The 23,333-nt window shown below is 68.0% G+C and carries 20 protein-coding genes; 10 read left to right on the top strand and 10 right to left on the bottom strand.

Annotation, left to right across the window (positions count from 1 at the left end):
• Positions 1-143: 143 nt before the first annotated feature.
• From ACYVK3_RS11890 to ACYVK3_RS11875, 4 genes are all read right to left on the bottom strand, one after another.
• A complete protein-coding gene (locus ACYVK3_RS11890) occupies positions 144-2,087 on the bottom strand; it encodes a carbohydrate binding domain-containing protein (RefSeq protein WP_460497531.1) in 1,944 nt (647 codons plus the stop codon).
• 105 nt (positions 2,088-2,192) lie between these two features.
• Positions 2,193-3,569 carry an aldehyde dehydrogenase family protein gene (locus ACYVK3_RS11885; RefSeq protein WP_460497530.1) on the bottom strand — a complete coding sequence of 459 codons (1,377 nt, stop codon included), beginning with the start codon at positions 3,567-3,569 and terminating at the stop codon, positions 2,193-2,195.
• A 235-nt stretch (positions 3,570-3,804) separates the two neighbouring features.
• Positions 3,805-4,467, bottom strand: coding sequence for a DUF4360 domain-containing protein (locus ACYVK3_RS11880; RefSeq protein WP_460497529.1), 663 nt, complete (start codon positions 4,465-4,467; stop codon positions 3,805-3,807).
• A gap of 731 nt (positions 4,468-5,198) precedes the next feature.
• Positions 5,199-5,924, bottom strand: coding sequence for a DUF4360 domain-containing protein (locus ACYVK3_RS11875; protein WP_460497528.1), 726 nt, complete (start codon positions 5,922-5,924; stop codon positions 5,199-5,201).
• A 433-nt stretch (positions 5,925-6,357) separates the two neighbouring features.
• On the opposite strand from ACYVK3_RS11875, the gene ACYVK3_RS11870 reads away from it, so the two are divergent.
• The 8 genes from ACYVK3_RS11870 to ACYVK3_RS11835 all read left to right on the top strand — a co-directional run bounded on the left by ACYVK3_RS11870 (position 6,358) and on the right by ACYVK3_RS11835 (position 16,713).
• Positions 6,358-7,374 (top strand): LacI family DNA-binding transcriptional regulator, encoded by a 1,017-nt coding sequence (locus ACYVK3_RS11870; RefSeq protein ID WP_460497527.1) that lies wholly within the window; start codon positions 6,358-6,360, stop codon positions 7,372-7,374.
• 128 nt (positions 7,375-7,502) lie between these two features.
• On the top strand, positions 7,503-8,417 hold the full coding sequence (locus ACYVK3_RS11865) for an ROK family protein (protein WP_460497526.1): 915 nt from the start codon (positions 7,503-7,505) through the stop codon (positions 8,415-8,417).
• On the top strand, positions 8,404-10,233 hold the full coding sequence (locus tag ACYVK3_RS11860) for a class I mannose-6-phosphate isomerase (RefSeq protein WP_460497525.1): 1,830 nt from the start codon (positions 8,404-8,406) through the stop codon (positions 10,231-10,233). Before ACYVK3_RS11865 ends, ACYVK3_RS11860 begins: the two co-directional genes overlap by 14 nt.
• A 58-nt stretch (positions 10,234-10,291) precedes the next feature.
• Positions 10,292-11,554, top strand: coding sequence for an ABC transporter substrate-binding protein (locus ACYVK3_RS11855; RefSeq protein WP_460497524.1), 1,263 nt, complete (start codon positions 10,292-10,294; stop codon positions 11,552-11,554).
• A 6-nt stretch (positions 11,555-11,560) separates the two neighbouring features.
• Positions 11,561-12,466, top strand: coding sequence for a carbohydrate ABC transporter permease (locus ACYVK3_RS11850; protein ID WP_460497523.1), 906 nt, complete (start codon positions 11,561-11,563; stop codon positions 12,464-12,466).
• Positions 12,467-12,468: 2 nt separating this feature from the next.
• Positions 12,469-13,281 carry a carbohydrate ABC transporter permease gene (locus ACYVK3_RS11845; protein ID WP_460497522.1) on the top strand — a complete coding sequence of 271 codons (813 nt, stop codon included), beginning with the start codon at positions 12,469-12,471 and terminating at the stop codon, positions 13,279-13,281.
• 8 nt (positions 13,282-13,289) lie between these two features.
• The gene (locus ACYVK3_RS11840; protein WP_460497521.1) at positions 13,290-15,410 is read left to right on the top strand and encodes a hypothetical protein; all 2,121 of its coding nucleotides are present in this window, start codon (positions 13,290-13,292) and stop codon (positions 15,408-15,410) included.
• Positions 15,411-15,570: 160 nt separating this feature from the next.
• Positions 15,571-16,713 carry a DUF4185 domain-containing protein gene (locus ACYVK3_RS11835; protein WP_460497520.1) on the top strand — a complete coding sequence of 381 codons (1,143 nt, stop codon included), beginning with the start codon at positions 15,571-15,573 and terminating at the stop codon, positions 16,711-16,713.
• A gap of 22 nt (positions 16,714-16,735) precedes the next feature.
• Here ACYVK3_RS11835 and ACYVK3_RS11830 read toward each other — a convergent pair whose 3' ends face one another.
• Both ACYVK3_RS11830 and ACYVK3_RS11825 read right to left on the bottom strand, forming a co-directional pair.
• The gene (locus tag ACYVK3_RS11830; protein ID WP_460497519.1) at positions 16,736-17,740 is read right to left on the bottom strand and encodes an LLM class flavin-dependent oxidoreductase; all 1,005 of its coding nucleotides are present in this window, start codon (positions 17,738-17,740) and stop codon (positions 16,736-16,738) included.
• 15 nt (positions 17,741-17,755) lie between these two features.
• Positions 17,756-18,049 carry an ArsR/SmtB family transcription factor gene (locus tag ACYVK3_RS11825; RefSeq protein WP_460497518.1) on the bottom strand — a complete coding sequence of 98 codons (294 nt, stop codon included), beginning with the start codon at positions 18,047-18,049 and terminating at the stop codon, positions 17,756-17,758.
• A gap of 363 nt (positions 18,050-18,412) precedes the next feature.
• Here ACYVK3_RS11825 and ACYVK3_RS11820 point away from each other — a divergent pair, with 363 nt between their 5' ends.
• Entirely contained in the window at positions 18,413-18,643 is a 231-nt protein-coding gene (locus ACYVK3_RS11820; protein WP_460497517.1) for a hypothetical protein, read from the top strand.
• Positions 18,644-18,759: 116 nt separating this feature from the next.
• On the opposite strand, the gene ACYVK3_RS11815 is transcribed toward ACYVK3_RS11820, so the two are convergent.
• Positions 18,760-19,278, bottom strand: coding sequence for a DUF421 domain-containing protein (locus ACYVK3_RS11815; protein WP_460497516.1), 519 nt, complete (start codon positions 19,276-19,278; stop codon positions 18,760-18,762).
• 4 nt (positions 19,279-19,282) lie between these two features.
• Between ACYVK3_RS11815 and ACYVK3_RS11810 the strand changes: the two genes are divergently transcribed.
• Positions 19,283-19,960, top strand: coding sequence for a YflT domain-containing protein (locus tag ACYVK3_RS11810; protein ID WP_460497515.1), 678 nt, complete (start codon positions 19,283-19,285; stop codon positions 19,958-19,960).
• A 222-nt stretch (positions 19,961-20,182) separates the two neighbouring features.
• On the opposite strand, the gene ACYVK3_RS11805 is transcribed toward ACYVK3_RS11810, so the two are convergent.
• The 3 genes from ACYVK3_RS11805 to ACYVK3_RS11795 all read right to left on the bottom strand — a co-directional run bounded on the left by ACYVK3_RS11805 (position 20,183) and on the right by ACYVK3_RS11795 (position 22,564).
• A complete protein-coding gene (locus ACYVK3_RS11805; RefSeq protein ID WP_460497514.1) occupies positions 20,183-21,142 on the bottom strand; it encodes an anti-sigma factor RsbA family regulatory protein in 960 nt (319 codons plus the stop codon).
• The gene (locus tag ACYVK3_RS11800; RefSeq protein ID WP_460497513.1) at positions 21,139-21,546 is read right to left on the bottom strand and encodes an STAS domain-containing protein; all 408 of its coding nucleotides are present in this window, start codon (positions 21,544-21,546) and stop codon (positions 21,139-21,141) included. Before ACYVK3_RS11800 ends, ACYVK3_RS11805 begins: the two co-directional genes overlap by 4 nt.
• Before the next feature lie 220 nt (positions 21,547-21,766).
• Positions 21,767-22,564: an RNA polymerase sigma factor SigF gene (locus ACYVK3_RS11795; RefSeq protein ID WP_460497512.1), complete on the bottom strand. Its 798-nt coding sequence runs from the start codon at positions 22,562-22,564 to the stop codon at positions 21,767-21,769.
• Positions 22,565-23,333: the final 769 nt, after the last annotated feature.

Here is a 23,333-nt window from a genome sequence, read left to right as displayed (position 1 = left end):
GATCCGACACCGCGTTCAAGCGGGCGGGTATGAGGCCGGCCACGTGAACGAGTGCCACCGCCTGTGGACGGTCCTGGGCGACGGAGGCCGGGCACCATCGCGAGATGGTGCCCGGCGCATTCCGATCACTGCGCAGGCCGCCCTCATCCGTCGTCGTGCGCGCCGCCGCAGCGTGGTGAGGCGGCGATCTCCAAAGTCACCAGCGACCTTTCCGGCAGTTCGACGGTCGTGCCTGAGCGGTTGAACCGCGAGTCGTCCACCTCCTCGAGCGAGTGCTCCTGGTCGGTCACGTAGGTCGTGATGCACGTGCCCGGCTTGACGCCCTCGAGGTCGAGGTCGACGCTCGCCTCGGAACCGCGGTTGTTGATCAGATTGACGATCCGGCTGCCGTCGGCGTTGCGGTAGGCCGAGATCTTCAGCAGCGTCCCGTCCGTGCCGGCCTCGACGCGGTAGGCGTCGGGCCGGACGAAACGGCTGTAGGCTGCCGTGGCCCACAGTCGCTTGGAGACGGTGTAGTCGGCTCCGTCCAGTTGTATGGGCGCGGCGGTGTTGTTGAGCGAGGCGCCGAACCAGGTGATATAGGCGTTGACCTCTCCCATCGCCATGGTGTCGTGAATGTGGTTGGCCAGCGCCAGTCCGGAGTTGGCGCCCCCGGCGTCCCAGGCGGGGTTGAACGTCTCGCTCGCCGACAGCGCGTACTCCGACATCCAGGTGGTCGCGTCGGTCGGAAGCGGATGATTCGAGGCCGAGGCATAACTGTGACCGGCGTGGATGTCCACCCACTGCGACGCTTCGGGGTCGGCCTCGATCGCCTCGGTGTAGCCCGTCTGCTCGTTCCAGCCGAACGAATCGCAGCACACCAGGTTCATGTCGAGCCCGGACTCGTCGATCGTCGGGCCCATGACCTCCACGAAGTCGTTGATCTGCTCGTAGTCGAACCGCATGGACGCGTAGGAGGTGGTGTAGTCGGGTTCGTTGGTGAAGCCGATGTCGGTGATCTCGATGCCCTCCTGCTCGTAGAACTGGGCGTACTGGATCAGGTAGTCGGCGTAGGCCTGACGCCAGTCTTCTTCGCAGTCGGTACCGGGCAGGCCGCAGAGCTCGCCGCCATTGGCGTCGTCGCCGTTGGTCTTCATGTAACCGGGCGCGCTCCAGGCGTCGGCGTAGAACCGGTCGACACCGTATGACTGCGCCTGCCGGGCCAACCAGACCTGGCCGCCGTCGTAGCCGTCCCAGACGTACTGCGGTTCGGCGTCGGGTCCCCCCGGGTCTTCGGGCTGGATCGACATCATCCGGTCGTATTCGTCGTCGCTCGAGGAGCCGATGCCGAGCCTGAGGACGCTGAACCCGGCGCCGGTCTCGGGGTCGAGCAGGAGGTCGAGGACCGCTTGCTGGTTCTCGGGCGTGAGTCCGTTGAGGCCGTTCATGACCGCGGCGCGTTGGAACGCCTGGGAGAACCCGAATCCGTCGATGCGCTGGTGGTCGGTGCGGAAGTCCACCGTGGCCGCGGTCTGGCGCGGGAGTTCGGTGTCCGGCGGGGGTTGGAGCATCGTGACCGTGACGTCGTCGATGTGGTAAGCGGCCGTCTCACTGCCGCTCTCGACGTAGAACTGCATCTCGAAGGCCGGCTCGGGTGGGGTGTATTCGCCGGTGACGGTGGTCCATGCGGTATCGGTGACCGAAGGGGCCGAGGCGATCGGTGTCCAGGCGGTCTCACCGGTGCTCTCGGGAACCGACTGCATGGTGAGCGCGATCGGAGCCTCCGGCTCGCCGTCGGCGAGCCGGACGCTGACTTCGAATCGGTAGACGGCCTGCGGTTCGAGGACGTCGAGAAGGTTGTACGCCGGTCCATGCCAGCCGGCGGTCCGGCCGGTGGTGAGCAGGCTGTATTCGCCCGAGTGGGCTTGGGCCGCACTGGCTTCGAGCGTCGCGCCGCCGCGGCTGATCCAGCCTTCCGCGGTGCCGGACTCGAAGCCGCCGGTGAAGACCTCTTCAGGGGTTTGTGCCTGGCTCGGCACCGCAGCGGCCATGGTGGCCGCCAAGCCGGCCACGGCCACTGCAGCAACCGCTTTCAAACTAGTTCGCATCGCGTCTCCGATTTCCTCGTTGAAAGTTTCGGACGACTTTCCGATATTTCAATGAATCTATCGGTGGCGATGGTCGAGCGCAAGGGCCGGGCCGAACCGTCCGGCTCAGCCTTTCCAGACGGTCTTGAGGTTGGTGAACTCGCGGATTCCGGCGGCGGCGAGCTCGCGGCCGTATCCGGACGCCTTGATGCCCCCGAACGGCAGTTCCGGAAACGACACCGTCATGCCGTTGACGAACACCGCGCCGGCTTCGAGGTTGCGGACGAACCACTCCTGCTCTTCGGCATCGTTCGTCCACACCGAGCTCGACAGTCCGAACTTCGTCCGGTTCGCGATCCGCGCCGCGTCGACCGCGTCCTCGGCGCGGTACAGGGCCGCGACCGGTCCGAACGCCTCCTCATGCACGATGTTCGCGTCGTCGCTGAGGTCGGTCAGCACCGTGGGCGCGTAGAACCAGCCGGCCCGCTCGAGCGTGCTGCCGCCGGTGAGGACCTTCGCGCCCTTGGCGACCGCGTCGTCGACCAGATCCGCGAGTTCGTCCCGGCCCGCTTCGGTGGCGAGCGGCCCGACCTGGGTCTTCGGATCGAGCGGATCGCCGACGGTGAGCGCCGCGGTCGCCTCGGTGAAGCGACGGGTGAACTCCTCGTATATGGCGGCATGGACGATGAACCGCTTCCCCGCGATGCACGACTGCCCGTTGTTGATCGTGCGGGCGCGCACCGCCGTCTCGACGGCCGCCTCCAGGTCCGCGGAGGGGAGCACGATGAACGGGTCCGATCCGCCCAGCTCCAGCACCGACTTCTTGATCGCCCCGCCGGCCGCAGCCGCCACCGAACCGCCGGCCGCTTCCGAGCCGGTGAGCGTCACGGCCTGGACTCGCGGGTCCTCGACCACCGCTTTGACCTCGCTCGAACCGATCAGGAGCGCCTGGAACGCCCCTGGCGGGAACCCTGCGCGCTCGAACAGCCCGTCGAGGTACAGCGCCGTTCGAGGCACGTTCGAGGCGTGCTTGAGCAGCCCGGTGTTCCCCGCCGCGAGCGCGGGGGCCGCGAACCGCAGTGCCTGCCAGATCGGGAAGTTCCAGGGCATGACCGCGAGCACGACCCCGAGCGGTTCGTAGCGCGTCCACGCTTTCGACGCACCGACGGCGGAGGGGTCGTCCAGCGGCTCGTCGGCGAGGAACGCCTCGGCGTGATCGGCGTAGAACCGCAGGCCTTTCGCGCTTTTGCGCACTTCGGCCTCGGCTTGGCCGACCGGCTTGCCCATCTCCACCACGAGCATCCGTGCCGTCTCGTCCACTTCGGCCTCGAGCAGCTCGGCCGCTCGGCGCAGCCACTGTGCCCGCTCGGCGAACGTCGAGTCCTTCAGCGCCTTGAACGCGTCCTGAGCTCGCGCGGTCCGCCGCTCCACCTCCTCGGCGGCGTGCGGTTCGAATTCCTGCTCGGTCGCACCGGTCGTGGGGTTGATGGTCGCAATCGCCATTGGTCGTCCAATCCTTCGCGAGGTTCCGCTCGTGCCGTGGGGCCTTGCGGATACTGGCCAGTAACAACCACCATAGGCGATCGCTCGGCCGGCGTCACCTCTTGCGAGCGAAGCGGAGCAGCGAGAGCAGGAGGGCGTCAGGACGCACACGAGGAGAAGGCAGGTGTCCACGGCCCGGCGGCATGCCGTTGCCGGGCCGTGGAACCGGTTCGCGGTTCAGACCGCGAAGCCGTCCTTACTCGGTTGCATCCTCGTCGCACTGCTTCCAAGCGAAGTGGAACACGGTTTCGATGTCTCCATCGGTCGAGTCCATCGCTAGGAAGCTCTTGAGGCTGCGGTCGTCGCCGGCGCTGACGCGCAGTTCGGTGTTGATGTTGAAGTTGCGCTCTTCGCCGCACGGCTTGTAGACGACCTGGTCCACCTCTACTTCATCGGTGAACTGCCAGTTGTCGCTGAGCGGCGCCTCCAGTCGGTTGATGGAGCTGGTGGTCTCGGACATGCCCGAGAAGTAGTAGCTCGCCTTCTGCATGCCGCTGGCGCCGGGCTCGAGGTGCCCGAAGCCGCGGTAGTCGGTCTTCGCGATCGCGTAGGTGAAGCCCGACGGAACGTTCACGATCAGGTTGAGCTGGCAGTTCTTGCGGAAATCGGTGGGGTCGGAGTTGCCGCCGGCCTGCACCAGGTAGTCGCTGTAGGTGACGGTGAACGAGGTGTTGCCCTCATTGACGGCGACTGCGGTGGTGTCCTGGGGACAACCTGAGCCGTTGACCGTGGCGATGTCGATGACGATCTGGTCTTCCGGCGCGTCGGTGAAGTGCGCGGCCCCCGCGGGGGCCGCGAGCATACCGGTCGCCAGGGCCAGGGCCCCGACGAGCAGTGATGCCTTACGGATGGCTTTCATCTTGATCCCTCTCAAAGGTGGGCGGGTGTCGATGTCGACTGGTGGGCAGTGACATGGGGATCGACTGAGGATGCACCGCGGATGGGCGGGCGAGCAGGATTCCGATGGAGCGCCTGCGGATGAATCGGCGGAGTGGGTTTTGCCCGTCTCGTTCAATCCATATATTTATATATATCTATAAAAGTCCATAAGGTCAAGGTTTTCCCGATAATTCCTTTTAGGCGGACGAATGAGTCTTGAGTGACAATGAGAGGACTGCGATAACATCCCATCAAAGACAGTCGCGAGTGCCTGAACTTGCGGATGTAAGAGCGCTCGATTCACTGTGCGCAAGAAGTCGAGAGAGTCGCATTGATGCTGTAGATGTCACCGTGAATACATGTGATGAACGCATCCTGTAGAGGCAGAGAGATTCGTGTCCACGACATGACACTGACAACGGGTCCAGTTTCCGTTCTCTGTCGATCCGCGGACGCCGTAGACGAATGACCTGGGAATAGACTGAGAGATCTAGGTTACCTCACGCGACCTTCGAGGCGCGTGGAGGCGATGAACCGAGGGCATTCACAGTCCAGAGGGGACGCCAATATGGTGGTGAAGAGATGGGAGGGCACGCCTTGGGGGCGGCATCGGAGTGTCCCGTTCGCAGGCATCCGCAACTCGGGATCTCCCGACTCCGAGTCGCGGATGCGATCGCGCGTTGTCAGCGTGCGGTGTGATTACCGATTACCTCAGCAGCGCTTCCAGGCGAATTGAAAGACGGTCGCGACGCTTCCCTGCGTCGAGTCCATCGCCATGAAGCTCTTCAGGGAGGGGTCGTCGCCGGCCCTCACCCGCAGTTCGGTGTTGATGTTGAGGTTCCGTTGCTCGCCGCACGGCTGGTAGACGAGTTCGCTCACCGAGGTTTTATCGGTGAACTGCCAGTCGCCGTTGTACGGACCGTTCAATTCGTGGGTCGAGCCGATGGTCGCGGAGTCCCCGCTGAAGTAGTAGCTCGCCTTCTGCATGCCGGTGGCACCCTGTTGGAGGTGTCCCAGGCCGCGGTAGTCGGCCTTCGCGATAGCGTAGGTGAATCCCGAGGGAATGTGCACGGCCAGGTTGATCTGGCAGTTCTTGCGGATGTCCGTGGCGTCGGAATGGCCACCGGCCTGTACCAGGAACCGGCTGTAGGTCACGGTGAAGGCCGTGTTGTCCTTGTTGACGGCGACGGTCGCGGTGCCCTGCGGGCAGCCGGAGCCGTTGACGGTGGCGACGTCGATGGTGATCTTGCCGTTGGGAGCTTCGGCGAGCTCGGCATCGGCCTGTACCGGGCCGGCCAACATGACAGCGGCCAGGGCGGCGGCCCCGGCGAGCAGTGGGATCTTTCGGAAGGCTTTCATTCGGATCACTTTCTGGGCTAAGGGCAATCGATGCTGACTGCTCCACTGCGGGTGAGAGATCTGAGAGGACTGCACCACTGATTTACAGAGTAGGAAGCGCTCCCAATCGGCTCGCGAGGGTAGACCGGAGCCGAGTTGTCGAGAGTGCTTAATCCGTAAATATAGGTATATAGACAAGTAACGATTTAGTCAAGGAGTATTGAAAAGTTCATCGTAGATTGATGAGGGAGGTAAGTGTGCAAATAGTTACCGAGGTGATGAGCACGGGCATTTCGGTATACGTGGGGTTGGCCGATCGGATTCCCCTGGAATCCGCGTCACTTCGCACAAGGCCGCGCCCGCCCCGCCGCTGCGGGCCGAGGATCATGTGAGGCCCGGCGCCGATGGACTTGTCGCCGTAGGGTTGTCAAGACTCCGAGGCGAGCGGCGAGGCCGCCGTGCGCCGCAGGCGGTCCCGTTCGACTACCTTGACGTTCGCATAGGATTGGCGCACGACGCGGAGGAGGCGGGCATGTCGACAACCCGAGGGACACGCCAGCCGACCATCAAGGAGGTCGCGAGTCGCGCGGGCGTGAGCCCGATGACCGTCTCCCGTACGCTCGCCGGTGGCAGGAACGTGCGGCCCGACGTCCAGGAGCGCGTGATGGCGGCCGTCCGCGAGCTCGGCTACTACCGCAACGAGAACGCGCGCAGTCTGCGCCCCGGCCAGCCCAGCGGCCTCATCGGCGTCGCGATCACCAACCTCGCGAACCCCTATTACGGCAACTTCGCGCTCGGCGTCGAGGAGGTCGCCGCCGAGCACGGCCGGCGCATCATCCTCGGCAACACCGGTGAGAACGACGCGCGCGAGCGCCAGTTGGTGAGCGACTTCATCGGACGACAGGTCGAAGGGCTCATCCTCGTGCCGACGAGCGGCGACGGGGAGCACCTGCGGCCCGAGCGCCTGGGAGACGTACCGCTCGTGCTCGCCTCGCGCCGAGTGCCCGGCCTGGACGTCGACACGGTGCTGCTCGACGACGTCGGCGGCGCGTACCGCGGCACGGTCTCCCTGCTGGACGCGGGCCACACCCGCATCGGCTTCCTCGGGAACCGGAGCTCGGTGTTCACCGGGGAGCGCCGGTACCGGGGATACGAGCGGGCGATGCTCGAACGCGGGGCGCCGATCGACCCGACGATCGTCGCCCGAGACCAGCAGGACGTGGCCGCGGCGCGCCGCGCCGCGAGGGTGATGCTCGATCTGCCCGAGCCCCCGACGGCGATCTTCAGCGCGAACAACCGCAACTCGATCGGCGCCCTTCGCGAGATCGGACGGCGCATCCGCGACGGCCTGCCCGGGCCCCGCCCCGCCATCGTGAGTTTCGACGACTTCGAGCTCTCGGAGCTCATGCCGGTGCCGGTGACCGTCATCGACCACGACGCGCGGCTGCTCGGACGTGAGGCGGCGACCCTGCTGTTCTCGAGACTCGACGACGGCTCCGACGCCGATGCCAGGACCGTCGAACTGCCCGTCTCCATCGAACACCCCTGACGCCCCCCATGCCCCTGCGATCACAGGGGTTGCTAGGCTCGCCGCTGGTTGGTAACGTTACCAACCGCGAGGGCGCCGTCATCGAGCATGGCGAGGCCTCAAGCCAGGGACGAGGAGGGAGACGAGCGATGGAGCTCTGCATCGACTTCGGGGGGTCCGAGATCAAGCTCGGCGTCCTCGACCAAGGCGCTCCGGTCCGCACCTCGACCGTCCCGGCAGGCGACGGCGACCTCGAAACGGTGAGGGTCGAGGCGACGGAGATGATCGCGGCCGTCGCGCCGGCCGCGCCGCTCTCGGCCGGCATCGCGCTCCCGGGCGTCGTGGACCGTGCCGCCGGCCGGCTCGTGCAGGCGCATGACAAGCACGCCCGCCTCGGCGAGCTCGATCTCCTCGCATGGGCCGAGGCGTCGTTCGGACTCCCGGCCGTCGTCGAGAACGACGCCAGGGCCGCGCTCGTGGGCGAGATCGCCACCGGCTCCGCGGCCGGAGTCAGAGACGGGGTGCTCATGACCCTCGGCACCGGCATCGGCACCGCCGCCGTCATGGCCGGCACCCTCCTGCGCGGCGCCCACGATCATGCGGGCATCCTCGGCGGCCACCTGACCGTCGACATCGACGCCGCACGCTGCAACTGCGGCAACGTGGGCTGCGCCGAGTCGATCGCCGGGGCATGGGCCATCCGGCGCGAGCTCGCGACCCGCGGGGACGCGGTCACCGACGTCAGGGAGATGCTCGCCGCCGCGGAGGCAGGCGACGCCGCGGCCCTCGCCCTGCGCGATCGCGCGATCCGAGCCTGGGGCGCCACGGCGGTGTCGCTCTGCCACGCCTACGACCCGAAGGTCGTCATCCTCTCTGGCGGCATCATGCGCGCCGGGAACACCGTCGCCGCCCCGATCGAGGCCTACGTCGCCGAACACCTGTGGACGAGCTCGCACCGGCCGGCCTTCGTCATTCCCGAACGACCCGACCTCTCGGTGCTGCGCGGACTGTCCGTCCTCGCGGCCGAGAACCATCCCAGAAGGAGCGCTCGTGCCAACCGCTAGTCCGTCCTCCACCGACTCGACCGGACGCTACGTGAAGCGGCCGACCGTGCCGCTTCCCGCCGACGCCCGAGTGCTCACCGGCGCGAAGGCATGGCACCAAGCCGCCGAAACGGCGTCCGAGAGGGCGGCCGGCCGCGCACCGCTGCTCGTCGTCGATGCGTACCCGGGCGCGGAGCTCGCGCTCATCGCCAAGGCGATCGCCGATGCGCTGCCGCGATGGCGGGTCGTCGACATCGAGGACGCCGCCGCGCGGCCGATCGAGGAGATCAATGCCTCCATCGCCGACAACCTCACGGACGACCGGGTCTTCGGCGTGCTGTCGCACGCCACCGTCGACGCCTTCTACGACGCCGACCGCCTCACCGCGGTCGCCGCGGACGTCGCGTCCGACGAGCGGCCCACCGTGCTGCTCGGCTGGGGCGCCGACCTCGTCGCCCGACGGCTCGCCGCGCCGTACGCGCTCGTGTTGGCGGACATGGCGCGCTGGGAGCTGCAGCTCCGGCAGCGCGCCGGGGCGACGAACTGGCGGGCCCAGAATCCGGACGAGGACCGACTGCGCAAGTACAAGCGCGGCTTCTTCGTGGAATGGCGCGTGGCCGACCGCCACAAGCGGACGCTGTTCGACCGGCTCGACTTCGTGCTCGACGCCAACGCGATCGGGCCCGCGGAGCCGAGCTCGCGGGCCCCCGGGATGATCACCGGCGACGCCTTCCGCGCCGGCCTGGAGCACGCCGCGCACGCCCCGCTCCGCGTCGTGCCCTTCTTCGACCCCGGCGTCTGGGGCGGACAGTGGATGAAGCGCAAGCTCGACCTCGACCCGGGACAGCCGAACTACGCGTGGTGCTTCGACTGCGTCCCGGAGGAGAACTCGCTGCTCCTGGAGGACTCGGGCGGCGCGATCGTCGAGATCCCCTCCCTGGACCTGGTGCTCTCGCAGCCCGAGGCGCTGCTGGGGGAGCGGACGTACGCGCGGTTCGGCGCCGAGTTCCCGATCCGGTTCGACTTCCTCGACACCATGGAGGGCGGCAACCTCTCACTGCAGGTGCACCCGCTCACGGACTACATCCAGCAGACGTTCGGCATGCACTACACGCAGGACGAGTCGTACTACCTGCTCGACGCCGGAGACGACGCCCGCGTCTACCTCGGATTCAAGGACGGCATCGACAAAGACGCGATGATGGAGGACCTCCGGGTCGCCGAGACCGGCGAGCGCCCCTTCGACGCCGAGAAGTACGTGAACACCTTCCCCGCGAAGAAGCACGACCACTTCCTGATCCCGGCCGGCACCGTCCACAGTTCGGGCGCGAACTCCATGGTCCTCGAGATCTCCGCGACCCCGTACCTCTTCACGTTCAAGCTCTGGGACTGGGGCCGCCTCGGACTCGACGGCGTCCCCCGCCCCGTGCACCTCGACCACGGCGAGCGAAACCTCGTGTGGCACCGGGACCGAGCCTGGACGGAGGCGAACCTCGTCGGCCAGGTCGAACAGCTCGCCCGCGACGGCGACGTGGTCGAAGAACGCACCGGCCTGCACGAGCTCGAATACATCGAGGTGCGCCGCCACTGGTTCTCCGAGCGGGCCGCCCACGACACCGAAGGCACGGTGAACGTGCTGAACCTCGTGGAGGGGGACGAGGTCGAGATCTGGAGCCCGACCGGGGCCTTCGACCCGTATCCCGTCCACTACGCCGAGACGTTCATCGTTCCGGCATCCGTCGGCCCGTACGTCATCAGGCGCACGGAGCGTTCGCGCAGCGAGCGGTTCGCGACGGTCAAGGCCTCAGTCCGCGGCACGCGCGTCGGCGAAGCTTGACGCCGACCACCGGCAAACCCCGAGTCCCCTGAGAAGACAACGAACACAGGAGTTCGAAATGAGTACACGGAAGATCCCCGTCGGCGTCTCCGTCGCCGTCACCTCCTGCCTGCTGCTCGCCTCGTGCGGAGGCGGCGGCGGCGACGACGGCGCGACGACGGGCACGCTCGACTTCTACACCAACAAGGCCGCCTGGGAACCCGACTTCGACGAGCTCAACGCGAGCAGCGAATCCGGCGTCGACATCACCCTGGACACGACCGGATACTCCGACGCCGATCAGTACGACGCCTTCATCAGGCAGTCCTTCCGCACCGACAAGAGCCCCGGGTTGTTCACGTGGCAGACCGGGCCCTCGCTCACCGAGCTCGTCGACGAGGGACTCATCGCGGAGACGACCGACATCTGGACGAAGGCCGTGGACGAAGGCTGGGTCGCCGAAGACATGCGCGACACCTACACGTTCGACGGCAAGCAGTACTGCGTCCCGATGAACATCGCGTACTGGGTGATGTACTACAACAAGCGCATCTTCGAGGAGCAGGGCATCGAGGAGCCCGCCACCTGGACCGAGCTCGACGCGATCGCCGAGCGGCTGACCGACGCCGGCATCACCCCGTACTACCAGACCAGCACGCTGTTCACCTTCCCCTGGTTCCAGCAGCTCGTCGCCGGCACCGACCCCGAGCTCTACAACGGACTCGCGACCGGCGAGGTCGCGTACACCGACCCGAAGATCGTCGCGATCATGGAGACCTGGCGCGAGCAGCAGGAGGCCGGCTGGTTCAGCGACGCCGGCAGCACCGTCGACCCGGCGGTCGGACTCAAGCAGGGCGACTACGCCATGATCAACTTCGGCTCGTTCTTCAACGGCTCACTCGACGGCGCCGGCATGGTCTCCGGCGAGGACTACGACATGTTCGTGATCCCCGCCGTGAACCCCGACCTCGCCAAGACCCCGGTCGCCGTCGAATCGGGACCGCTCTGCGTCGCCGAGAACTCCTCGCAGAAGACGCTCGGCCTGAGCTACTCGGAGTGGTGGATGTCCCCCGAGGCGCAGACGGCCTGGAGCGAGGCGCGCGGCGACGTGGCCTTCAACCCGCAGGCCACCGTCGCCGACCCGATGCTCGAAGATCTCGGCACCACCGTCGCCGGCGACGATTACGAGGTCTACGACCGGTACTACGAGGCGACCCCGACACCGATCCTGACCGTCGCGCTCGAGCAGTTCGGCGCCTTCATCGCCAACCCCTCCGATCCGATGCCGTACCTGGAGACCATCCAGGCCGAGGCGGACGATTACTGGGCCGACCGGGAGTAGCACCCGATGACGTCCGACAAGACCTCGACGGCGAAGCCCTCCAAGCAGCGGGATCCGTACCGCTGGTCGGCCATGGGGTTCATCGCGCCAGGCGTGCTCCTCGTGGCGGTACTGCTCTACCTGCCGCTGCTGTGGACGACCTTCATCAGCTTCACCGAGTACAACGGCCTGGGCGATCCCGCGTGGACGGGCATCGAGAACTACGCGGAGATGCTCGACGATCCCGGATTCCTCGGCTCCGTGCTCAACACGCTCCTGTGGGTCGTCGGCACCCTCCTCGTCCCGGTCGGCATCGGACTCGGCGTCGCCCTGCTCACCTGGAACCTCCCCGGCGGCATCTGGCTGCGGCTGCCGTTCCTCATCCCGTATGCCCTCTCCGGGATCGGAGTGGGCGTGATCTGGTCGTTCATCCTCGGAAGCGACGGCGCCCTCGACCAGGCGCTCGCCGCCGTCGGGGTCGCCGACACGCCGCGTTGGCTCGTCGACGCCCCGCTCAACACGGTCGTGATGATCATCGCGGCCTCCTGGCAGGGCGTCGGCGTCAACGCCCTGCTCTTCACCATCGGCCTCCAGTCGATCCCGAAGGAGCCGCTCGAGGCGGCGCGGATGGACGGCGCCAGCGGGCTGCGCCTGTTCCGCAGCATCCTGTGGCCCATGCTGCGCCCACTCACCGCGGTCGTCGTCGGCCTCTCGATCGTCGCGAGCCTGAAGACCTTCGACATCGTCCAGGGCATGACCAAGGGCGGGCCGGGGCGCGCCTCCGAGACGCTCGCGCTGACGATGTACAAGGAGACCTTTGTGAACAGCGAATACGGACTCGGTTCGGCGATCGCCGTGTTCCTCACGATCGTGACGCTCGCCGCCGCGGTCCTCTACCTGCGCGAGCAGCTGTCCAGCAAGCACGAGGCCTGACCATGTCACGAATCGTCCGCACCACCGTCCTGATCCTCCTCGGCCTGCTCTGGCTGGTTCCGGTGTACCTGCTGCTCATCAACGCGGCGAAGGCGCCGGAACGTTTCACCACCACCGAATCGTGGCGGCCCACCGACTTCTCGCTGTTCGCGAACATCGCCGAGGCCATGCGGCTGTCCGGGCTCGGCGACAGCGTCGCGAGCACCCTGGTGTACGCGATCGTCTCGCCGGCGATCGCGGTCCTCGTCGGCGCGGCCGCCGGGTTCGCGATCGTCGCGCTGCGGCTGCGGCACGGCTTCGCCTGGTTCGTCGCGATCTTCGGCGGCACCGTCTTCCCGCTGCAGATGATCCTGCTGCCGCTGTTCGACGCCTACTCGCGCGTGGGCGTGTTCGACACGCGGCTCGGCATGGTCATCGTGTACACGGCCATCTCGACCCCCTTCTCGGCGTTCGTGATGCGCAACTTCTTCACCGGCATCGCGCACAACGTCTTCGAGGCTTCCGTACTCGACGGCGCGTCGACCTGGCGCATCTTCGTCCGGGTGTACCTGCCGATGGCCTCGAGCGCGCTCGCCGCGATCTTCATCCTGCAGGCCACGTTCATCTGGAACGACCTGCTGCTCGGCCTGGTCCTCAGCCAGTCCGACGCCGTGCGGCCGATCGTGACCGCCCTCGCCGGCATGCAGAGCACCTACGGCGGCGCGCAGATGTCGACCGTGCTCGCCGGCGCCGTGCTCGTCTCGCTGCCGACCGTCGTGCTCTTCCTCTGCACGCAGAAGTTCTTCGCCCGCGGCCTCGCCCTCGGGCAGTACTAGGAGTCCCCATGAGCCTCGTCCCGACCGTCGACGACCTCGCCGCCGACCCGGTCACGCACCACTACGACGACATGATCGCGCCGAGCGGTCTGACGAACTTCCTCGGCACCACCAGGGTCGACCACGACCTCACGGCCGTCAGCGCCGTGACGTTCCCCCCGGTGTCGCAGGGCCTCACCCGCACCGCCGTGTGCTTCGTGGAAGGACGCCTTTTCGAGTCGTACGGCGCACCGGTCACCCACGAATGGCGTCCCGACCGCGTGCGCCGAAGTGCGACGCTCCCGGGCCTTGAACTGACCACCGTCACGGTGTGCGCTCCCGAGGAGACCGGGGTGGCCGTCGACGTCAGCGTCACCAACACGGGCGAGACGCCCCGAACGGTGCCGATCACGCTCTCGCTCACCGCCGGAGTGGCCCGGTCCGCCACGGCCTGGCTCGACGCGCAGGCGCCCGAGGAGCGCAACCTCGCCACCCCGGCACCGTCGCGACTCGTCTTCGCCAACGAGTCGGGCACCGCCTGGAGCGTGCAGGGCGTCGACACGGAAGGCGAGGTGCGGCTCTCCGGCATCGCGCCGGCCGCGGGGGAGCACGAGCCCGGCATCGGCGGCATCGAACGCGGCGGCGACGTGACCGTCCGACTGGAGGTCGCGCCCGGTGCCACCGCGCGATTCGGATACGTGCACGCGATCGGCGCGTCCCAGGACGCGGCCGGCGCGACGTTCGACCGCATCGCGTCGGATGTGCCGGCAACGGTCCGCGCGGCCGAGTCGCTCTGGGACGCGCAGCTGGACGCGGCGTTCCGGCCGGGGAACGGCGAGTTCTCCGGACATCTGCCCACATTGGAGACCTCCTCCGAGCCGCTGCGGCGCCTGTACTGGTGGGGCGTGCTCGGCGTCATCTGGTTCCGACGCGACTTCGCGGGCAACGTGCTCGGACGCAGCTACGACACCCTGATGCCCAACTACTGGGGCACCACGACGTTCATATGGGACTACAGCCTCAGCTCCATCACGCATGCGCTGCTCGACCCCGAGGTCATGAAACGCCAGCTGCGGCACTGGATCGCCTCCGACATCCACACCCATTTCGGCACGTCGTCGCTGACGGGAGCGCCCGTCGGCCGCTGGTACTCGGTCAACGACTACGCGATGACGCGACTCGTCAACGACTACCTCCGGTTCACCGGCGACACCGAGCTGCTGGACGAGACACCGGGCGGGCGGGCGGTGAGCGAGCACCTGCGCGAATGGGCGCTGGCATGGCGTTCGCTCCGCGGCTCGGCCCCGCTCGCCGACTACGGCGAGATCGACAACCTCCTGGAGTGCGTGAGCTCGTACACGCACGAGGTCGTCGGCCTCAACGCGGCCAACGTGTGGAACATGCGCACGGTGGCGGCGATCCTCGCCGCCCGCGGCGACGCCGACGGAGCCGCGGTGCTCACGGCCGAGGCCGATGCGCTCGTCGAAGCCGTGGTCGGTCGCTACCTGCCCGGAAAAGGCCACTTCGCCGCCGGTCAGCCGGACGGCACCCGCGTGCCGGTGCGCCACGTCTACGACTTCAGCGTCGTCGGCACCACGATCGCCGAGGATCTCGACGAAGGGGTCCGCCGCGAGATGGTGGACTTCTACCGGCGCGAGCTGCAATCCGAGGTATGGCTGCGCTCGCTGTCCCCTTGGGACCCCGACGCGAGCTACAGCGTGCGCCCCGACCACCAGTGGAACGGCGCCTACCCCGCGTGGCCCGCGGACGCGGCGCGTTCCCTCGTCGCCCTCGGCGCGCCGTCCGTCGCCATCGACTGGCTCCCGGGGCTCGCCCGCTCCGCCAACCAGGGCCCGCCCGGCCAGGCGCACTTCACCGAGGAGGCCATGCCCACGGTGAGCGGCGGCGCGCGCAAGGCGCCCCCGCAGCTGCCGTACATCATCGACTGGGCCTGCTCCTCCGCCGGAGCCTATGTCGCCCTGGTGATCGAGTCGTTCTTCGGCGTCGATCCCACGGTCGGCTCCGACGAACTGAACACGGTGCGCGGTTGCATCGCCGAACTCGATCCGGGCGCGGTCCTGCGCGGGCTGCGCATCGGGGACCGGCTCCTCGACGTGTACGCGGACGGCACCGTGACCGAGGCTTCATGACGACGCACCGCCTGCGGCCCCTGCACGCCGGGCCGGACACCCAGCGCCTCATCGGTGACCGCTTCGCCGGCCGAGTCCTCGCCGAACTCCCCGAGGCGCCCGCATAGACCCCCAAGGGCCGGACCCTCCGGTGCGACCCCGAACCTGCAAAGGAGCAGACATGACCAAGCGAACGCTATCGCTCACCGCAGCGCTGTTCACGGGACTCACGGCCGCCGCCGTCCCCGTCGCCGCACAGGCCGGCCCCGATGCGCCGAGATGCTCCCCGAGCGTCTCGGCGTCCGTCAACGAAGCGCTCACCGAGCGCTTCGGCACCTATGGCGACACCGCCGGGCGGTGGACGGGCGCCGACTCCGCGTACAGCGTCGAACTGCCCGACGGAGCCACGGCGTGGCTCTACTCGGACACCTTCCTCGGGGAGGTCGACGAGAACCACGGCAGGCCGCTGGACTCGCCGTTCATCCACAACTCGATCATCGTGGACGACGCCGGCACGCTGACCACCCACACAGGAGGCACGCACTCCGCACCCGAGTCGCTCGCGACCGTCGCGGGCGCCGACGAGACCAGGCGGTGGTACTGGTTCGGCGACGGCACCGTCGAAGGCGACTCCCTGCAGGTGATGCTGCTCGAGTTCGAGAAGACCGGCGACGGAGTGTTCGACTTCGCGTTCGCCGGCAACGCCGTCGCCACCTTCGACGCCGCCGACATGAGCCTGAGGGCGATCACGGAACTGCCGGAGTCGGAGGTGAACTGGGGCTCGGCGATCTACGAGGACCCCGAGGACGGCTACACCTACGTGTTCGGCGTCGAGGACCTCCAGGCTCAGAAGTACGCCCACCTCGCCCGCGTGCCCACCGGCTCCCTGACCACCGCGGACTGGGAGTACTTCGCGGCGGGGGAGTGGCACGGCGATCCGACCGCGTCCACCCGCGTCCTGGAGGGCGTCTCGAACGAATTCAGCGTCTCCCGTCACCAGGGCAGGTTCACGATCGTCACCGGCGACGCCACCGAGGCGCTCAGCGCCGAGATCGTGATGTACCGCAGCGGCGACATCGAGGGGCCGTACACGGACAAGACCGTCCTGTACGAGACGCCGGAGACCGGCGGCGACATCTTCACGTACAACGCCAAGGCGCACCCGAACCTCAGTGACGGCAACCGCCTGCTGGTGACGTACAACGTGAACAGTTTCGACACCGGCGACCTGTACGAAGAGGTCGACAACTACCGGCCCCGCTACATCGACGTCTACGCGCAGATCCCCAACGGCCGCGCGTGCGAGGCGGGAGGGCCCGCCTGAGCGGCGCCGGCCTCGCGCCGGTTCAACCGCGCGGCGCGGTGGCCTCCGCGAACGCTTCGGCGGTCAGTTCGACGGAGCGGACGCGGTCGGCCACCCGCTCGGCGTGGTGCGCGGTGATCAGCTCGTCGGCGCCGGTGGAGGCGGCGAAATCCTCCAGGAACTCGCGGACCTCGCCCGCGGTGCCGACGGCGGTGTACCTCGTCATGGCCGACAGCTGCTCGCCGTTCGGCGAAGCGAGGAACGCGTCGATCTCGGCGTCGGTGAAGCCGCCTCCGCGGCCGCGCGAGACGAACGCGCGCGCCCGGTTGCGGTAGGCGAGCTGCCGCTGCGCCTCGGCCTCGTCGCGGTCCTCTGCCGCGAACACGTTGACGCCCGCGATCAGGTACGGCTCGGCCAACCGCTCGGACGGTTCGAATTGCTCCCGGTAGACGGCCACGGCCTCGTACAGGGCATCGGGCGCGAAGTGGGACGCGAACGCGTACGGCAGTCCGAGCTTCGCGGCGAGCCGAGCACCGAACAGCGAGGAGCCGAGGAGGTACAGCGGCACCTCGCCCTCGGCGCGCGGCACGGCCTGCACCCCCGCGACCACCGGCTCGCCGCGCAGGTATCCCTGCAGCTCCAGGACATCCTGCGGGAAGGAGTCCGCCGACGTGGCGTCGCGCCGGATGGCGCGCATGGTGGGGCGGTCCGTGCCGGGCGCGCGTCCCAGCCCGAGGTCGATCCGACCGGGAAACAGCGTCTCCAGCGTGCCGAACTGTTCGGCGATCACCAGCGGCGAGTGGTTGGGCAGCATGATCCCGCCCGCGCCGAGCCTGATCGTCTCGGTGTGCTCGGCGACATGGCCGATCAGCAGACTCGTCGCGCTCGAGGCGATGGTCGGCATGTTGTGGTGCTCGGCGTACCAGACCCGCCGGTAGCCGCTGCGTTCGGCGGCGCGGGCGAGCTCGACGCTCGCGGAGAAGCTCTCGCGCGCGGAGCGGCCCGGCGCGATCGGCGCCAGGTCGAGGATCGATAGGGCAACGGGCATGATCGGGTGCCTTTCCTAGAGACTGCGATGGAGCTCTTCGGTGAACGCGCGGATGCGAGCCTCGTCGCGTCGGTAGTAGATCCACTGGCCACGGCGGGTGGCCTGGAGGAAACCCGCACGCTGGAGGATCGCGAGGTGTGCCGACATGGTCGAGGCCGACGTGCCGGCCCTGTGTTGGATCAAACCGGCGCACACGCCCAGCTCGGCCGTGCCCCCGCATGGGAAGTTCGCCGCCGGGTCCTTGAGCCAGGCGAGGATCCGCAGCCGTGTCTCATTGGACAGGGCCTTGCATTCGTCGAGCACGTCCACCGCCTTTCGGCATTTCGCTAATTCCCGAAACTACCGGCTCGCGCGAGTCGGGGCACCATGACACTCGTCACCGGCTCGCCGCACCGCCGACACGCTCAGGAGCCGGCCGGTTGGGAAGACCGCCAGGTCGAAGGGAACGCGCGCCTCCGCAACGACCGCGAAGGGCTCGGGGGCCTTCGTTCCGGTCGTCATGATGGTCGCGGCGCTCTCTCGTCGGCGTCGTCGACGCTCGGGAGATGCAGAACAGCGGTGGGGCAAAGACGCCCGCTCGCCTGCATGCCGACCCCTTCGCGCACCGAAGTGTCGGTTCGCCTCCGATGGGTACTCCGCCGCCACGCAACCGCAGTCACGGAGGAGGAACGGATGTCCAACAATGAGACCGGCCAGGTGACGGGCACGCCGGACAAGGACTACAACATCATCTGGTTCGTCGAGGCGTGCCTGAGCAATGCGCTGCGCCTGGAGAACTACATCGCCGATGCCGAGCGCGCCGGCGACAGCGAGCTGGCGGACTTCTTCCGACGTGCCCAGGGCACGAGCCGCAAGGGCGCCGAAGAGGGCAAGGCGATGCTCGCCCGACGTCTCAGCAGCTGACCGCGACGCGTCCGTGCCCGCAGCCCCGTCCACGCGGGCCGCGGGCACGACGCGTGCTCGACGGCCGGATGCCGTGAACGCGACCATGAACGCGACGACCGGCGCCGTCGCCCGGCTCATTCCCGCGGCACCTCGCTCACGTCGTCGAGCGCGCCGAGGTCCCCGGCCGACTGAGCGGCTATGACGCTGAACGAGCCGTCGGTCTCGAGCACGACCGCCGCCACCTGGTCCAATCCGCCCACTCCCTGTGAGCGCAGCGCCTGCAGCACTTCGGACCGGCTGACGCGCTGCTCCCGGAGCGCTCGCTCGCGAAGGCGTCCCCGCCACACCAGCAGCGTGGGGGTCGCCTTGACCGCCTTGCGGAACGGCTGCGAGCGCACCGACGTCCAGGCGACGGCGAACTGGGCGCCGACCAGCACCATCAGGCCGAGCACGCCTTCGGCCAACGCCACCTCCGAACTGAGGAGGACCGTGGCCAGGGTGGAGCCCAGCGCCACCGTCACCACGAGGTCGAAGGCGTTCATCTTGGCCAGCGTCCGCTTGCCCGACAGCCGCAGGACCGCCACCAGTGCCACGTAGGCGCACAGACCGAGAACCACCACGCGGAGCAACCCGCCCCAGGAGTCGAAGAACATACTCGTGCGTACCCCGGCGCGGCCCCGCGACACGCACATGGGGCGCAGCGGTCGGATCGGCCGTCCACCGCGCTCGCTCGGCGCCCGGGTTTCCATATTCGATGAATGGGAAGTCCTGGGAGAACGACCACTGACGATGGGATGGTGCACGATGACGCAACCCGGCCAGGAGCACGACACCGGAGGGGCCCCGGCGGCTGCCGGACAGGTGGCGGTGGGTTCCTACGGCAGCTACGAAGAGGCCGAGCGAGCGGTGGACTACCTGTCCGATCACCGGTTCCCGGTTGAGCGGACAGTGATCGTGGGCCGGGGACTGCGGAGCGTCGAGCGGGTCACCGGACGAATGACACTCTGGCGGTCCGCGGGCAAGACGGCCCTCGCGGGTGCGGTGCTCGGAGCGCTGTTCGGATGGATTTTCGGCCTCTTCGACTGGGTCAACCCCCTGATCGCGGGCCTGCTGCTGGCGCTGTACGGGGCGATCTTCGGCGCGATCGTGGGCGCCGTCATCGGGTTGATCGCTCATGCCATGACCGGCGGTCGGCGAGACTTCTCCTCGATATCGGGAATCCAGGCGGACAGCTACGACCTGCTCGTCGAAGCGGGACACGCGACCCAGGCGGGCCAGTTGCTCGACGCGGAGGGCGCGCCCGGACGAGGCCTCGGGGCCGGCCGGATCGGCTGAGGGGCCGCCTGCGAATACCCGCTTCCGCCGCCGCACGGCTCGCCCTGGTCCGGACGCTATGGGCCGCCCGGGCTTTCGCCGTGGCGTGGGAACACCGGTCGAACAGACCCCGGCCCTCGGCCGGGGTCTCCCATGGCCCGCGCACGGCGGCCGAGCGGGAAATGACGACGACCGGGCCCGCGGGCGGCCACCATGTGCCCGGAACGGCTCACCGCTCCCGTGCTACTCGGCGCCGTCGGCGGGCAGCCGCATGTGGATGCGCACGGTGGTGCCGTCCGGGCTGGTGTGCATGCGGACGAGGTCGACGATCTGATTCACCAGGAGCAGCCCGCGGCCGTGGCGCTGGGACTCGTCCATCGGACGGCGTCCGGCGAGCGGATCGGTGATGTGTCCGGAGTCGCTGACCTCGCAGACCAGGTACTCCTCGTCGCTCCAGACGCGGAAGACGCCGAAGCCGCCCCCGTGCCTGATGCTGTTGGTGAGCAACTCGGTCACGGCGATCTCGAGGTCGACCAGCTGCGTGGGGGACAAGCCCACTTTGAGCCCGTAAGCGGTGACGAACCAGCGCGCGTTGTCCAGCGTGGTGTGGTCGGCCATGCGTTCGATCGCCCACAGCGGTGGCCGCGTGAGCGGCTGATTGTAGTCGGAGAGGACCCGATCGGGGTCGAAGTGCTCGCTCGGGTGGCGCCCGGTGCGGTCGATGAGGACCGGATGGGTGGCCCTGGCGTCGGTGATGACGCGCTTATCGAGGCTCTTGGTGTCGTACGGGCACAGCTTGGTGACGGTGCGCCCGTTGAGCGCGAGGTTGAGGAGCGCCTCGTGCTGCACGCAGGCGGGGTACTCCAGCTCGCTGCGGCCGGGCCAGATGGGCTCACCGATGATGCGCACGTGCCGATCGGGGTGGGCGTCGGCGAAGGTGCGCACGACTTCGGGGATGATCCGGCCCGGGTTGGCGCCGGCCTCGCTCATGTTGACCAGGAGGACGCGTTCGGCGGAGATTCCCAAGGCTCGCCGCACCGATTCGAGGTTGTGCTCGGGTACTGCGACGGCCACCGGGTCTCCGGCGGTCAGCCCCTCGTCGATGAAGGGAATCGTGCCGGCCAGGTACTCGTCACGGTCGGAGTAGAACATCGCGGGGTGCTCGAACCGTTCACCGGCCTCGTGTTCGGGCGCAGGGGTCATTGTTCTCCTTTGAACGTGATCGCGGCCGCGCCGTTGGGCCAGAGGACCTCCATGATCCGCTGCAGGCACCGGGGCGGATGGCCGACCAGGACCTGTTGGCCACCGGTGGCCCCGCTCGCGACGTCCACGAGGACGCTGACCCCTCGGACGTCGATGAACTCCAGGTCGGCAAGATCCAAGTATACTTCGGGGCGCCGACTGGTGAAGTCCCGCAGGGCCCACTCCCAATCCAGGTGGGTGCGCATGTCGACCGATCCGCTGGCCCGCAGACCGGCCAGAGGACTCCCGTACTCGCGGAACCGCAACGGCGCGTCCGTCCGATCGTCCTCATCAGGTGACGCGGCCTGCCCCAGCCACGATGACGTGTCGGGCGTGGTCCACCTGTCGTCTGCGTGCTCTGCCATCACTCCGCCTCTGTCCGGCCCAGCTATTCCGGCGACGTTCCTTCGAGCCCGTGCTCCGCCGGTTCCCTCGCTGATGCGGCGACGAAGCAATGGGACCCACCCACCATAAGCATTGCGCCGGGCTTTGTGTCAAAAGCCCCGGGTTCGCGCGGACCGGCGGGCCGGGGCGCGGCAGGCGTGCGGGCCTGCCGCGCTCCGCGAATGCATGCACCTGGTGCGGTCATGTCGATGAGCTGGTGAGGCCCTCGCGCAGCTCGTGGAGGGTGCGATTGAGCAGTCGCGAGACGTGCATCTGCGAGATGCCGACCTCTGCGGCGATCTGGGTCTGGGTCATGTCGCCGAAGTAGCGCAGGGCCAGGATCTTCCGTTCCCGTTCCGGCAGCTCTTGGATGAGCGGCACGAGGGACTCGTGGTCCTCGACGAACTCCAGGGCGGCGTCCTCCTCGCCGACCGATTCGGCGAGAGTGGTGCGCTCGTCGTCTTCGAACGGCGCCTCGTTCAGCGAGACCGCCCGGTAGGCCTGGCTGGCTTCGTAGCCCTCATGCACCTCGTCCTCGGTGATGCCGAGGTGCTCGGCGAGCTCGGCGGGAGTGGCCGGACGGCCGAGGCGTTGCGCCAGTTCGGCGTTGCCGTGGTTGATCGACAGGCGCAGCTCTTGGAGCCGGCGCGGGACCCGCATCGGCCAGCTGGTGTCGCGGAAGTGGCGGCGGACCTCGCCCATGACGGTGGGTACGGCGTAGGCGAGGAAGTCGGCGCCTTGCCCGGGGTCGAAGCGGTCGACGGCGTGGATGAGGCCGACCGAGGCCACTTGAACGAGGTCTTCCTTGGCGATGCCCTTGCCGGAGAACCGCTGGGCGATGTGCTCCGCCAGCGGCAGGTAGCCGGTGACGATGCGATCGCGGATCTCAGCCCGCCTGGGGTCGTCCTCCTCGAGTTGCTTCAGCTCGCTGAAGAGCGGCGTGAGGTGGCTGTACTCGTGCGCGCTGGAGCGTCCTTTCTGGGACTGCTGCTGTGTCATGGGATTACCATCCTGCCCGTCGTGTCGGTGTGCTGCCGGCTCTGGCGCCGGGTCGTACTCCTGGGCGGGCCGCGCTAGCGGCCATCGGGGGGTGTCCGGGGGGTCGGGGGGACTTCAACTCATACCGATTGCTTCTCCTCTGGGATTCGGTTGTCGTTCTTCCGCTGTCTTCCACTACAAGGCGAGAACCTTGCCGCATCGCCGGCGGCCGCTGTATCCGAGCACCGTCGCATCGCTCCGATGTCCCGTGCCGTATACCGGCCCCGGCGTAGCGAACAGAGTAATACATTGCTATTTGATTGTCACCAGACGGATCCGAACGTTCATTTTAAACGTGATTGTGATGCGCATAACAGAGAATTTCCGGCGATCAAGATAGTCCCATATCACCGATTCATCCCATTAGGAAACATGATAATAACGGTGCATATGCCGCTTCTTAACCGAGAGTTCTACTAGACGCATCGCCATATCGATCGAACTCTGAGTCGGCGGTGCCATTCGGTGTAGTGAACGCGCCGCAGCGAACGAGTCCGTCGAGTCCCTACCCTCAGTGCGGAGGGGACTCTGCAATCCAGTGGGACTTCAGTGCGTCGAATATTCGACGGGCAATTGCACGGCTTACGCAGCTTCCTCAATACACGCATGCCAAGCCGTTGAGGACCAGGGCGTACCGATCGACGCCGCCCGCGCCGATCGACGCCTCAGACCTGGAGCCGTCCGGCGAGTTCGCATCGCCTCGATCGCGAACTCGAAGCGCGCCCCCGGG

The sequence above is a fragment of the Glycomyces tarimensis genome, assembly GCF_054776215.1.
This window is presented reverse-complemented; position numbering and strand designations above follow the sequence as displayed.

Coding starts and splice junctions, on each gene's coding strand:
- ACYVK3_RS11835 (WP_460497520.1), top strand. CDS start 15,571: ATGACCAAGCGAACGCTATCGCTCACCGCAGCGCTGTTCACGGGACTC.
- ACYVK3_RS11800 (WP_460497513.1), bottom strand. CDS start 21,546: ATGGCAGAGCACGCAGACGACAGGTGGACCACGCCCGACACGTCATCG.
- ACYVK3_RS11890 (WP_460497531.1), bottom strand. CDS start 2,087: ATGCGAACTAGTTTGAAAGCGGTTGCTGCAGTGGCCGTGGCCGGCTTG.
- ACYVK3_RS11870 (WP_460497527.1), top strand. CDS start 6,358: ATGTCGACAACCCGAGGGACACGCCAGCCGACCATCAAGGAGGTCGCG.
- ACYVK3_RS11845 (WP_460497522.1), top strand. CDS start 12,469: ATGTCACGAATCGTCCGCACCACCGTCCTGATCCTCCTCGGCCTGCTC.
- ACYVK3_RS11865 (WP_460497526.1), top strand. CDS start 7,503: ATGGAGCTCTGCATCGACTTCGGGGGGTCCGAGATCAAGCTCGGCGTC.
- ACYVK3_RS11840 (WP_460497521.1), top strand. CDS start 13,290: ATGAGCCTCGTCCCGACCGTCGACGACCTCGCCGCCGACCCGGTCACG.
- ACYVK3_RS11850 (WP_460497523.1), top strand. CDS start 11,561: ATGACGTCCGACAAGACCTCGACGGCGAAGCCCTCCAAGCAGCGGGAT.
- ACYVK3_RS11885 (WP_460497530.1), bottom strand. CDS start 3,569: ATGGCGATTGCGACCATCAACCCCACGACCGGTGCGACCGAGCAGGAA.
- ACYVK3_RS11880 (WP_460497529.1), bottom strand. CDS start 4,467: ATGAAAGCCATCCGTAAGGCATCACTGCTCGTCGGGGCCCTGGCCCTG.
- ACYVK3_RS11795 (WP_460497512.1), bottom strand. CDS start 22,564: ATGACACAGCAGCAGTCCCAGAAAGGACGCTCCAGCGCGCACGAGTAC.
- ACYVK3_RS11815 (WP_460497516.1), bottom strand. CDS start 19,278: ATGTTCTTCGACTCCTGGGGCGGGTTGCTCCGCGTGGTGGTTCTCGGT.
- ACYVK3_RS11855 (WP_460497524.1), top strand. CDS start 10,292: ATGAGTACACGGAAGATCCCCGTCGGCGTCTCCGTCGCCGTCACCTCC.
- ACYVK3_RS11805 (WP_460497514.1), bottom strand. CDS start 21,142: ATGACCCCTGCGCCCGAACACGAGGCCGGTGAACGGTTCGAGCACCCC.
- ACYVK3_RS11820 (WP_460497517.1), top strand. CDS start 18,413: ATGTCCAACAATGAGACCGGCCAGGTGACGGGCACGCCGGACAAGGAC.
- ACYVK3_RS11830 (WP_460497519.1), bottom strand. CDS start 17,740: ATGCCCGTTGCCCTATCGATCCTCGACCTGGCGCCGATCGCGCCGGGC.